At 39.8% G+C, this 13,938-nt stretch carries 7 protein-coding genes; all 7 read right to left on the bottom strand.

Annotation, left to right across the window (positions count from 1 at the left end; genetic code table 11):
• Nucleotides 1-52: 52 nt before the first annotated feature.
• Entirely contained in the window at nt 53-3,382 is a 3,330-nt protein-coding gene (locus QNI22_RS13435; protein ID WP_314511999.1) for a VCBS repeat-containing protein, read from the bottom strand.
• Between the two features lie 116 nt (nt 3,383-3,498).
• On the bottom strand, nt 3,499-5,358 hold the full coding sequence (locus tag QNI22_RS13430; protein WP_314511241.1) for a RagB/SusD family nutrient uptake outer membrane protein: 1,860 nt from the start codon (nt 5,356-5,358) through the stop codon (nt 3,499-3,501).
• A 20-nt stretch (nt 5,359-5,378) separates the two neighbouring features.
• Nucleotides 5,379-8,900 carry a TonB-dependent receptor gene (locus tag QNI22_RS13425; protein WP_314511239.1) on the bottom strand — a complete coding sequence of 1,174 codons (3,522 nt, stop codon included), beginning with the start codon at nt 8,898-8,900 and terminating at the stop codon, nt 5,379-5,381.
• Between the two features lie 221 nt (nt 8,901-9,121).
• The gene (locus tag QNI22_RS13420) at nt 9,122-10,261 is read right to left on the bottom strand and encodes a FecR family protein (RefSeq protein WP_314511237.1); all 1,140 of its coding nucleotides are present in this window, start codon (nt 10,259-10,261) and stop codon (nt 9,122-9,124) included.
• Between the two features lie 121 nt (nt 10,262-10,382).
• Complete coding sequence (locus QNI22_RS13415; RefSeq protein WP_314511235.1) at nt 10,383-10,988, bottom strand: RNA polymerase sigma factor; 606 nt, start codon at nt 10,986-10,988, stop codon at nt 10,383-10,385.
• Between the two features lie 264 nt (nt 10,989-11,252).
• Complete coding sequence (locus QNI22_RS13410; RefSeq protein WP_314511233.1) at nt 11,253-12,539, bottom strand: DEAD/DEAH box helicase; 1,287 nt, start codon at nt 12,537-12,539, stop codon at nt 11,253-11,255.
• Nucleotides 12,540-12,839: 300 nt separating this feature from the next.
• On the bottom strand, nt 12,840-13,928 hold the full coding sequence (locus QNI22_RS13405) for a DUF2891 domain-containing protein (protein ID WP_314511231.1): 1,089 nt from the start codon (nt 13,926-13,928) through the stop codon (nt 12,840-12,842).
• Nucleotides 13,929-13,938 lie beyond the last annotated feature (10 nt).

The raw sequence follows: 13,938 nt of genomic DNA, 5'->3' as shown, positions 1-13,938 counted from the left end.
ATATCAAAATACAATTTCTAACTTCCAATAGGTACACCCTACTGTATAAAGCCTATGGTACTATATTCTGAGCCGTTTTAGGTTTATTAGTAAGTTGATATACCTGAATAGCTTGTTGGTTTATTCCGAAAAAAAGTTTATTATCTATACTCAAGATACTTCTCACATCACCATTCAGATGAAAGCCAGATCTTGTTTTGGAAACATAAGAAAATCTTCCTTTACCATCTCCTTTTAATAATGTTCCACAATTAGCATCATATTTACCAAACCGAAGACGGGTATATTGGCTATTTCCACAGAAAAGCAAATCTTTATTTCCATCTCCATCATAATCGAAAGACTCCATCGCAAATACAGGTGAGAATTGTACTTCCAGTGGAAGTTCTTTTTTTACAAACTTCCCATTGCTCCCTTGTATAAAACAAACTGTTTCCATACAGTTGGCTGTCAGATGCATAGCGCCCTCCAGTTCGGCAGGTTTAAAAATTTCAGTTAGGGTAGCAGAGGCATAACTGGCATAATTCTTAAAACGTGCTCTCATCATAGTCAACTGTTCCAGCAATTCATCCCGACTAATATATGGATAGCTTTTCCCCTGAATATAAAAACAGAGAATGGGATCAACAGAACCGTTGGCATCAAAATCTTTGGCGTACAGTTCAGCAGGCTCTTTATCTGTAGCTTTGCATTGAGTGTTTAATCCCAGATTACCTACTACCAGATCAGCTTTCCCATCCCCATTTAAATCATTAACCATTAACTTATTCCAGAATCCCTGATAGGCTTTATCAAAATACTGAGTTGTCTGGTTTACCAGCCTGCCATTGCTATTGGTAAAAATCCGGATAGACATCCACTCTCCTACCACAATCAAATCCTGTTTCTGGTCTCCGTTTATATCTATCCAGGCAGCATCTGTAATCATGCCTGCTTTCTGTAAATCCGGACACAGAGTAGCAATCTGGTTGGTAAATTTCCCCTTGCCGTCATTTACCAGCAGGTAGCTATACGGGCTTTCAGGATAGCGGCCAGGAATCACTCTTCCTCCTACAAATATATCCGGATGCTGATCCCCGTTCACATCTGCTATCTTTACACAGGAATTGCTCGTAAGCATTTCTGGTAGTGCATCCAGTGCTTTAGTAAAGTTGCCTTTTCCATCATTCAGGTACAATCTGTCCTGTAATAATGGATCATTAGGTGCATAGTTATCATACCCACCACTGGCTACATATAAATCCAGGTCATTATCTCCATCGCAATCAAAAAAAGCGGCATCTACATCTTCGCTGGCTTTATCCTGTACAAAAACGGGAACAGCTTTCGGTATAAACTTTCCATTCTTTTGGTGTATATACAGAGACCCTCCTTGTCCATTCCCCCCTCCTGCATAGATATCTTCCAGCTTATCTCCATTCACATCTCCTTTTGCCAGACAAGGCCCAAAGTAAGACATTGCATGTACCAACAGGGACTGGCGTTTAAAATCCTTAACTGAAACATCCTGATGCGTAAAATGGATAGGAGTATTTACTTCTTTAAAAACAGGTTGTTCAATAGGATGTTTTTTGAAAAGTTCGGTTGCCTCTTTTTCGTGCACTGTAATCCGTTGGTTAGTTTTTATTTCACGCAAAACCTGTTGCTTCCCGCTTAGCCATATAACCTGCAATGAATCTATCTGTGTAGTATTTCCCACCCCAAAATGTAATACAGGACTTACACTCGACTGGAATCCTTGTGTGGGCATCTGTTCCAGAAACTGTTGTTTTCCGTTAGCATATAAATATACTTTAGCTCCTAAACCTAACATATTTTTCCCACTGCCCTCCAACTGTACTTGTAAGTAATGATGAGTTAGCTGGTTGTTTGTTTCATTCTGATAGACAAAAGCAGGCTGATTAATTGTATTAATGACTAGGTCCAGATCACCGTCATTATCCAAATCAGCGTAGGCGGCTCCATTGCTGTTGGAAGATTGTTGTACACCCCATTTGCGATTCTGATTTGAGAAGGATAGATTTCCATTATTCTGAAACACATAATCACTCACCTGAGAAGAAGGAATCTGACTTACCAGTTGCATAACATCAGTCCGTTGCAGCCGACCTTTCTGCTGAACAAAATCATCCATATACTTCACAAAGTCCATATTGGTATAATCCCGCAAATAGCCATTGGTCACATATAAGTCTTTCCAGCCATCGTTGTCGAGATCTGCAAACAATGGTGCCCAGCTCCAATCGGTATTGGATATACCTGCCAGCTGACCTATCTCACTGAAAGTGCCATCTCCATTATTGAGTTGCAGCATATTGCGCATGTACTGATAGTGAAATCCAGATCGTAGAACCAGATCAAACTTATCGTAGTTATCGGGCGCAAAAAGCAGTTTCTGCCGTCTGTTGTCCTCAGGCAGCATATCGAGGGTAAAAATATCAGGTTTGCTGTCATTGTTTACATCTGTTACAGCATTGCCCATCGAGAATTGAGAAGTATGTCCGAGGCTCTTTTGAAGTTTATCTGTAAAGGTTCCATCCCCATTGTTGATATACAGGTAATCAGGGACAGTGTAATCGTTAGAGATATACAGATCAGGCCAACCATCTGCATTAATATCTGATACTCCTATTCCCAATCCATAGGTTAAAGCCGAACTACTGATACCTGCTTTTTCTGTCACCTCTGTAAAATGATCATCTGTATTCTGAAATAACTGAACTCCCGAAAAAGGATCTTTTTCTCGTAGCAAAGCTGCTGTTTTCTTTTCTTCCAGTACAGGCAAAAGTTTCAGATTATGATTTAATAAAAACATGTCCAGATCACCATCTTTATCATAGTCAAAGAAAGCAGCCTGTGTACTGGCAGCAGGACTGTCTAACCCATATTTTTCAGCCTGTTCTTCAAAATGTGGTACACCCTTCGCATCTGCTCCTTTATTAATAAATAACTGATTCTTCCGTTTTTCCGGTCTCAGATTACCAGAATAACATTGATAAATATCCAGCAAGCCATCCCCATTCACATCAACTATTGTAACCCCTGTACGCCATGGCCCTTCACGCCCTGCCACACCTGCCAAAGAGGTTACATCCTCAAACTGCATATTTCCTTTATTCAGATACAGGCGATTTGGCACCATATTTCCTGAGAAATACACATCCTGTAATCCATCCTTATTGACATCACCAATGGCAACACCTCCGCCATTGTAGAAGTATTCGTAGACCATAACATTGGTATTCAAACCTTCTGTCAGCGTATTGGCAAAATCAATATGTGTCTTTTCAGGTGGAAGTAGAGTTAATAATGGAGCATCTGTCGACGCTTCTTTGGTAGCAGGTGACTTACAGGAGTAGAAAAGCCAGGCACTCATCAGCATAGATACTGTGAGAATCCTATGTAGGTGACGGTTCACGTTTCAGGAGGTAGAGTGGTAGATAAGGCAGAAAAAATGTCAGCACATTGCTGTACTGACATTTTTTATTCTGTTATGATTTAAAAACCTGGATTTTGTACCAGTTTAGCATTTCGGTTTATTTCATCGCGACTAATAGGCAAGAAATACATTTTGTCTTTCCATTCTCTGTTTTCAATACCTGGATCTATATTGAGTGGCTTGTAAATATAATTATAAATCTGAGGGTCATACTTGTAGAGTGTCAGAGACTTACCTGGTTTGAATGTAGCTGTAATGTTGATGATACCTGCTTTTTGTCCCAATGTTTCAGGGGCAATCATCCAGCGACGTGCATCATGATAGCGTTGTTCTTCATAAGCCATTTCAATTCTACGTTCATTCCGGTAGCGTTGTTTCAGTGCATCTCCACTCTCCGTAATAGCAGGCATACCGGCACGGAAACGAATCTTATTGAGCCACGTTCTAGCCTCTTCATCTTCTCCTAACTCTATACAAGCTTCCGCATAGTTAAACATGGCTTCTGTATAGCGGAAAAACGGCCAGGGAATTTCCTGCCAGGTATTCTGATCTACAATAGAAGGATTAGGATCAATAAACTTTCGCATATAGTATCCTGTACGGGTTCCATTCCAATCCTCAATAGAACTCTGACGGGTATCCAGACCAAAATATGACACTACTTTATTTTCACTATTCACAATCTGATACTGACCTGTCTGAATCTGATTGTAAGGATCTTTTCCTGCACCATCAGCAGTACGAGGCTTCCAGGGAGAGCCATCATGTAAAATAGTAGCATCCATGCGAGGATCTCTGTTCTGATATGGAGCACTGGCATGAGCAGTGTTGTTCCAGTCAAAAGATGTTCCATCCATCATTTCGTAATCATCAACCAGATTTTGGATAGGTGTATTACCAGCCCAGTTGTGATAGCCATTAGGGCCATTGAACAAACCTACTCGTCCACCGTCTTCTGTCTTAAGATTGATGAAATAACGGGCAAAAATCAACTCGCTTTCCCCTCCACCTTTAGATAAAGACATATTCATATAATTGGTAGTTCCCTGTGCAGGTGTTACAGGTGCACTCAGATTGGTCTGATATCCATAACCTGGTAAATCCAATACAGCTTTTGCTGCATTTTTGGCAGCTAACCAACGAGCATCCCGACTTCCATCTATGTAGCCCAATATGTTTTTATCTGAAAAGCCTCCAATGGTAGCAGATTTAGCACTAGCTGTTGGAATATCATGCAAATCACTGGCTGCATATAAAAGGATACGGGATTTTAGTGCCAGTGCTGCTGCTTTGGAAGCCCGTCCGTTTGCCATGGTTTTACCATCTAACAGTTGAGCTGCTTCATCACAATCTTTTACAATAAAGTTGACACACTCTTCAAATGTATTACGAACAACAGTATAATCTGCTTCTCCCAGTTCATATGGACGTTCTATCAAAGGTACACCTCCATAATAACGCACCAATTGGTGATAATAATAGGCCCGCATAAAAAGAGCCTCACCTCTTAACCGTTCTACGATTCCATTGGTATTCTCAAACTGAGGTGATGCAAGATTCTTCAGAGCCAGATTACAAGCTCTGATTCGTTGATACATAGCTGGCCAGTCTTGTGTAATGTTAACCTTTCCACGATCGGCAGGGTTTGAACGAGATTCCATAAAGGTATTTATTCCACGTCCAGGATGTGTAAAAAGGGCTTCATCTGTCAAGGAAGCCAACATTTCCTCATAAAAGCCACCAAAACCAAGTCCATTATAGATTTGTGTTACAAAGGCTTCTGTAAGTGCGGGATCTGTCCAAACGTCAGCTTCAGATACTTCCCCCAATGGTTTCGTATTCAAAAAATCATCATTACAACTGGTAATCAAAAATAAAGTAGTAATGATACTCAGGTATATATATTTTATCTTGTTCATTAGATTCATAGATAAAGTATTTAAAACGATACAGTTAAACCAGTGTTGATAATCCTTGCCTGCGGATAATATTGCCCGAGCGTGTTAGTAGCTTCAGGATCATACACTTTCAATTTATCAATGGTGAACAGATTCAACCCATTTACATATAAACGTAAGCTTCCAATACCAGCTTTTTGTCCCAAAGAAGCAGGGAGTGTATATCCAATCTCAAAGTTTTTCAGACGAATATAATTGTTACTTCTGAGCCAGTAGGTGTTGCCATTGGAGTAATACTGGTTGCTCCGATCTGTAATACGTGGGTGTACGCTGCTTGGGTTTTCTACTGTCCAGCGATTATCATATACATCTTTCAGATAGTTTCCGATACTTCCTGACTCACCAGTACTTACATAAACCTGTCCACCCAAGCCTGCCTGGAATAGTATAGAACAATCAAAATTTTTGTATTGTAACCCAATTGTGGCTCCTCCGGTAAATAAAGGAATGTTTGTTCTATCATTCCGAATCTGATCATCTGGCGTGATTTTACCGTCTGGTTTACTAGGATCTGGACTATCCTTTGTACCTCTCACATCTTTGTATTTCATATCCCCAGGACGCAGGGTATTGGTAATAGAAGAATAGTCTATTGTGTTGGCATCTATATCAGACTGGTCCTTAAATACTCCATCATACTGATACGCCAAATAGGTATACATCGGCTTGCCTGTCGTTCTCTGCCAAGCAGGGACGCCCGGAGCTTCATCCCAGAATAAGATTTTATTTTTGGCATATCCACCATTAACACCGACATTATATTTGAAATCGCCTATACTTCCGTTATAGCCCAGTTTAAATTCCCATCCTCTGTTTTCAACTTTACCAATATTTTCTGCGGGTAAAGTCATACCTGTCGTTTGAGGGATTGATCCAAAACGTGGCCAGATGATATTCGTACGACGATTTAGGAAAACGTCAAATTCAAACACGACTTTTCCTTGAAACAATTGTCCTTCTAACCCTAAGTTGGCATTATTTGCAACTTCCCAAGTAATAGAATTATTAGGTACACGAGTTTCAAATAATGTCTTTACCTGTTGATTAGCAATAATATAGCTATCGAAGGCGTATGTAGATAAGTATTGATATTCCAACAAAGGTCCATCAGGCCCCAATGTAATGTTGTCATTACCCATTTGTCCCCATGAACCACGTAGTTTTAAATAATTAACAAAAGACACATTATTTCTGAAAAAGTCTTCTTCAGAAATCTGCCAACCAGCCATTACACCAGGAAAGAATCCATAGCGAGTGTTCTGAGGAAACATATATGATCCATCATAACGCCATAGAAATTCTGCCAGGTACTTTTCTTTAAAGTTGTAGGCAACACGACCAAAGTAATTTAAACGGGCACGCTCCCAGGCACCACCACCATTATTTTTTTGTAAATCACCACCGGCAAACATTTGATCAATAGCAGGTGAGATAAAGTAACGGCGATAGGCATTAAAGTTGTCATTCTGAATAGTTTCGCGGTTTGTCCCCGCTAAGAAAGTCAATGAATGTGACCCAAACTTACGTGTATAATTAAGCATCGCCCCCAGCAATATGTTCAATTGATTTTCGTCTCCCTGAGTAAGATTGGGTTCTGCAGGACCACGGGCTCCCTTGGCAAGTTTGGGCGTTACACCATCGGCTTCATAAGCCCCCTGCCAGGAATATAGATACCAGGGTTTGTCCCATCTTTTAGTTCGTTTGATAAACTTATCAACTGAAGCTGTACCAGTTATCTTTAAACCTTCAATCCATGGAATAGTAAAATCAATAGATCCATTGGTTTGGAAATAATCTCTTTTATCCTGATCATATCCAGTCTGATTTGTAGTAATTACCACTGGATTCTCTCCGTTTTCAATATCTGGTCCTGGTAATCCGTTTGGCCAGTAGGCAGGCATGGTAGGCAAACCCCGCATCAACATTCTGAAAATGGCACCAGCACCACGTGTCGGGAAAAAGCGAAACTCTTCACGACCCAATAAACCCAAACTTACATGTATGTACTTGTTAATATTTCCGTCCATATTAACTCGCACGTCGTATTGTTTGTAGCCCGTCGCTGCATTTTTATAGTAAGCATCCTGGTTTTGATACCCAATAGAGGCCAGATATTGAAAGTTTTCACTTCCACCTGTTAACTGAACATTGTGTCTTGATTGAGGAGACCATGGTTTTAGAGCATCTTTATACCAGTCTGTATTAGGATGAAACCAGGGATCAGAACCATCTGCAAACTTTTGGAAGTCAACTGGCTTAAAGGGTGCATTTACATCCGACCCATCGGCTTTGGTATAGGTACCAGTTTCTTTGAATGCAGCTGTTGCAGCAGCCCACTCATTAGTAGGAAGATTATAGACCTCCAATTCGTTTCGCATTTCAGCAAATTGTGTAGAATTGGCTAGCTTCGGAATAACAGTAGGCTGAGCCCAGCCCTGATTAAAGGAGTAAGACAACTGAGGTTTACCTGTTTTGCCTCTTTTTGTTTTAATCAAGATAACACCATTGGCAGCTCTGGCACCATAAATAGCAGCTGAGGCATCTTTTAATACAGAGATACTCTCAATGTCTGCCGGATTGATACGGTCAAATCCACCTGCTCTGGCAGGCACACCATCAATCACTATTAATGCATCATTGTTTCCTAAGGTATTAGATCCCCTGATACGAATAGATGATCCATCATATCCAGGCTCACCACTTGCTTGTACAGCAGTAACACCAGGCATACGACCTGCTAGTGAGTTAGATAGGTTTACAGCGGGTGATTTAACAAGGTCTGTACCTTTTACTGTTGCAACTGCACCTGTCACAGTTTCTTTTTTCTGTTCACCATATCCTACTACTACTACCTCCTGTAAGGCTTTTAAGTCAGGTGCCATTGAAATATCTATGGTTGTTCGGCCACCAATCGCAACCTCTTCTGTAACATATCCAATAAATGAAAATACTAATGTGCCATTTTCATCAGGAACAGCTAATGTATAATTGCCATTTGCGTCAGTAGTTGTACCTACTGTTGATCCTTTTACCACCACACTTACTCCAGGCAAGCCTTCGTTTTGATCTCCAGTTACTCTTCCTTTTACAGTCTGAGCCAATTGATCTTGTACATTTGTTTCAGGAGCCGACTCAGTGAGGTTGTCACGTCTCACAATGACAGTCTTGCCAGACACCTCATACGTCAATTGCAGTGGTGTTAATAAATATTCCAATACTCTGTCCAATGACTGATTTTCCAGGTTCACAGACACGACTCTACTTGCCTGTATCAGTGTAGAACTAAAGACAAACTTAATATCTGCCTGAGTCTCTATCTGTTTTAATACTTTACTGATTCGCTGGTTTTTTGCCTGCAGATTAACCTTCACATCCAGCAGGTTCTGTGACCTGCCTTCATATGCCTGTGCTGTCCCCGCGAAGATTATAGCCAGAAAAAACTGAAAAAGTGATATTCGCATGGCCGTTAGTAACCAATGTTGTAGTGGTCGATTCTTTTTCATACCTTTAAGTGCTTTTGTTAGATGATTTTTATTTGACAAATGCTTCCCTGCATCCTGAAAAGTCAGGATGAACCGAACGACAATCCGAAAAGGGAAATCTGTTTATAATCGGCAATGTTGCAGCATTGCCGATTGTGTTTGTATGTAAATTTCCTTAACTACATAGGCTCAAAAGTTTATGGTGAATAGGTTAAGATAAAAAATAGCGTTTCTATTTTCTGTCACTTGCAGCCTTTGCTATGGATCAGTATCTGCCCATCCACAACTTCATATTTAGCCTCAATAGCTTTACATAAAACTGTCAACTGTTCAAACAAAGGTTCATTCCCCAGTGTAGCAGTTAGCGGGCAGTGTGACATGAGTTCTTCATCATAGACCAGATCAATACTATAGGTTTTTTCCAATGCACTGAATACCTGTGAGGCTGGCGCATCTTCAAAAACAAAACGAGCCAGTTCTTTTGGTGGGATAGTTACTATCGGTTTCTCTACCAAAGTTTTTTCAATCCGGGCTTCTTCCCTAGAGAAAACTACCTTTTGATTTGGAGTTAAGATTACACCTTTTACCTCTTCCTGAGAGCTTTGACTACGAGATAGAGTATCCTGACTGGCATACACAGATACTTTTCCACTACGCACTTCTACTGTAATATGCTTCTCAGCTTCATAAGCACTGACTCTGAATTTAGTACCTAACACTTTGGTGACTAACTCATTGGCATATACCAGAAAAGGTTTCGAAGGATTTTTGACAACATCAAAAAAAGCCTCACCTGTCAGAAATATTTCCCGTGTAGAACCTGTAAATGCCTCTGCATAAGCAATGCGACTATTTTTTTTCAGGGTTACACGACTTCCGTCTGGAAGCTCTATGGTTAGAGGAGATTCTCTTTGGTTAACCTTCTCAATCAACTTCTTTTTCTGATTTACAGCCACTACCTTATTTTCATCAGATAAAGTTTCTGGCTTAGTAAGTGTGTAAACCAAATATCCTATTCCGAGTAATAAAACAAAAGAAGCAGCTAGTGTAAACCATTGTTTGAAGTTCCAGAAAGGAGGAGTACTTTCAGAGAAGTCAGTGTAAGACTTAGTTTCATCTCTATTGTTTTCTGGGGTCTGTCTGATTGTGGATATTGTATCAGACACAATTGAATCTATTTCTGTATCAGATATGAAATCATTTTTTACACGCAAAGCCAACACAATCTCTCTGGCTTGTGCAACAACAGCTTCCTGGTTGGGATTTTGCAAAAGATATTGCTGCCATAGCATATCAAGCTCAGGTGTTGATGTGAGCACCCATTGCCTGAAGGAATCATTCTGAACTAATGCTATAATGTCAGCTCGCTGATAGGTATTCATGAAATCTGATATGTGCTTTTATTGTAGAGAGACAAAAACCACATTCAGATACTGCTTTTATTCTATTTTTTTTCAAAAAAATTATATACACCCTATAAAGCAATTCATACCAAACTGTATATCAATGCATTATAGATAAAAGCACAAATAAAAAAAGTTCTGTCTTCCAATTTTCCTTAAGATGTTTAAAAGCAGATTGCAATAGGTTGGATACAGACTGTGAATTAATTCCCATAATTTCAGCGATTTCCTCACGGGTTAGTCCTTCAAAAAAACGAAGATAAATCACCTCTTTCTGACGCTTGGGGAGTTGCTCCAGATAATTCTTTATCTCGTGAGCAAGCAATTGGGTTGTTTCTTCCTGAATCAATGAATCCTCAACAGAGAACTCTACTTCAAAAAATACTTCGGAGGTGATTTCTTCTGTCACAAAGTATCCTTTCTTGGTCATGCCCCGATGCAGACGTCTGCGTAGTGCAGCCATTAGATAAGCCTTCACGGTTTGGACCTCGCTTAGAAATTGTCTACGGTTCCAAAGATCTAAAAAGAGGTCCTGGATGCAATCCTTTACAAAAGCACCATCTTTACTAAATTTAGTACCATAATGAAAAAGCTTACGAAAATGCATCCGCATCAATTGTTCCAATGCACCTTCATCACCTCTGCGAAAGCGTTCCCAGAGTTCAGTATCATTTATCTTTTCCAATATATCTTTCGGCATTTTCATGGGTAAAACAAATATATGCAATTATTCCAATAAAATATAGTAAAAAAAATATTTGATATACAACACACTATCGGAAATCACACAATAGTCTATGTATACTATCCAACTTCTTTTTTACCAACGTAGATTTATCTAGAATCAACACTGCAAACAAAAACAACTTATTTACAGATAATTATCTGGCACAAAAAGAAGAACCCCAAGGCAAAATTTGCCTTGGGGTTCTTCTTTCATATCAGGTTTAGACTTTACCTATAAGTTCTTTTATGCGAATTTCTTCTTTCTAAAAAATTTCTTTCCAGTAGTATTCTTTCCAGTGGTACTCTTTCCAACATAAGCAACGTTTCCGTTTCTAGAATTTCCAGAAGAACGCTGTGAGATTGGCATCTTTTCTTTAGAAGCAGGGAGAAAACCTGTCATAGGAAATGGATGATCTTTAACTTCCGGAACAATTTTGCCAATAAGCTTATTAATATCCTTCATATAAGCAATCTCCTCTGCATCACAGAAGGATAATGCCATTCCGCTGGCGCCTGCTCTTCCTGTACGGCCAATACGATGCACATACGTTTCAGGCACATTAGGTATCTCAAAATTGATCACATAAGCCAATTCATCTACATCTATACCACGTGCGGCAATATCGGTAGCAACCAAAACACGAATCTCTTTACTTTTAAAGTTTGTCAAAGCTCGCTGACGTGCATTTTGAGATTTGTTTCCATGAATGGCCTCAGCTTTAATTCCTTTTTTAGTAAGCACTCGAACTACCTTATCGGCTCCATGTTTGGTTCGTGTAAATACCAGTACTGTCTCAATCTTTGGATCTTCCAGAACATGTACCAACAAATCGTTTTTCTTTTCTCTATCTACTTTATAAACTACCTGCTGGATAGTCTCGGCAGTAGAAGAGACAGGAGTTACTTCTACTCTCGCAGGATTTTTGAGAATAGATCCAGCCAGACTTATAATGGCAGCCGGCATGGTAGCAGAGAAAAATAAGGACTGTCTCTTTGCAGGTATAATACCCAATACTTTTTTCACATCATGCACAAATCCCATGTCTAACATGCGATCGGCTTCATCTAACACGAATATGCTGATATGTTGCAGATTTATTAAACGTTGATTGACAAGATCAAGTAATCTGCCAGGTGTTGCAACTAAAATATCAACTCCTCTTTGTAAAGCGTCTGTCTGCGACTTTTGTGAAACACCCCCGAAGATTACAGTGTGCTTTAAACTGGTATTTGCTCCGTAAGCAGCAAAACTGTCTCCTATTTGAATGGCTAGTTCACGGGTAGGTGTAAGAATCAATGCTTTAATGCGTCGGGAGCCTTTCTCCTCCTCCTGCTGATTAGCTAGTAATTGTAAAATAGGAATAGCAAAGGCAGCTGTTTTCCCTGTGCCTGTCTGTGCACAACCCAGTAAATCTTTTCCTTGCAGAATAAAGGGTATTGCTTGTGCCTGAATAGGCGTTGGCTTTGTATACCCTTCGGTCTGCAAAGCTTTTCTGATAGGTTCTATCAGATTGAGATTTTCAAATGACATAAAATGAGTTTAAGAAAAAAGTATGTCAATGTATTGTTCAGATTGACATCTTATCTATGATTTAGAATAATAAGGCGAAGTACGCCGTGATCTTCGGATTACTTGGGGAGTCTGAGTAAAATTCCCGGAAGGACAAAAGAGGGTACTGCTTTCCTTGTAACTATATTGATTGTAAAATAATTCATTTTCAATACAAAAAGCAACAATTATTCATAGACAGGCTTCTATGAATTGTAAAGTCTGCTGCTTTTCCTATTATTTACTAAACGTATACTCTTTCAAAACAGGAGGCTATCAACTTTAGTTGGCAAAGATGGCATATACAGCAAACGAAGCCAGCCAGTGATCACCACCATAATTACCAGAGGTCACATTAGGGAGTGCTGTACTGAGAAACGTCTCAGCTGTATGTTCAAAAAGCTGTTTGTATTTGTGTTTGGCAGGCAGATTCTTTGCGATTCCCTTCATACACCAGGCCCTGCTTAGACTCAACCCATCCAGGTGTACAATCTGCATATCAGTACGATCACTTACTACAGGCATTTTCACTATGTTTTCAATACTACGTTTGTCATAAAACGCATTGAGCCACTTTACAAATTCATCCTGTGGTAAAACACGTCGCATCAAATCTGCAATTTCCAGGCTTGGAGATAAAAAATCAGCTCCATCCGGCTCCAGATAAGCAGGTGTCTTTTCGTTAGTCAGATAGAAATTTTTGGCTTTAGCAATAACAGCCTGTTCAAAAGAAGTATTTTTTGTAGTTCTTGCCCAATCTAAGGCAAATACCAACCCGAAAGCAGTATTGGGATGGACTCCAGTACGGTTTGGATAAGTCTGCTTAGGTAAAAAGTCAGTCCAGAGTTTTAGAATTGTTTGTGTTAATGGCTGTAGATTTTGATGCCATTGTTTAGCCTGAGGAGTACCCCATGTATAGAGTTCTTCATCCAGTTTCAGTAACCAGGCCCAACCATAAGTACGTTCAAATGATCTGGTGGTTTTATATTTAGTAAAATAGTCTGCTTCTATTTTGATTTTCGCTGGATCAAATGATGTATTCAGGATCTGTATGATCTGATCTTTCTCTGGCAATTGAGGATATAGTTTGAGCAATTTGACCAACATCCAGTGGCCATGTACACTGGAGTGCCAGTCCAGACAGCCATAAAATGAGGGATGAAGTTCACTTGGTAGTAAACGATGATCTTCCGGTGCATCAGAGGAATGTCCTGTTTTATTCGGAAATTCCTGATGGATACAATGGATCGGCAATGCAGCTAATCGACTGGTAATTTCAGGAGTGAACAATGATGATTGTGCATAAGAATACGTTACCTGTAAAAGAAACAATAATCCGAAGAACCCGGCTTTCACTAGTGAATAGTTCATTGAACGTAAT

Origin of the sequence: Xanthocytophaga agilis (genome assembly GCF_030068605.1) — a bacterium.
In the GTDB taxonomy this organism is placed as follows: Bacteria; Bacteroidota; Bacteroidia; order Cytophagales; family 172606-1; genus Xanthocytophaga; species Xanthocytophaga agilis.
The sequence above is the reverse complement of the archived record's forward strand: the minus strand, read 5'-3'. Positions and strand labels throughout refer to the sequence as shown.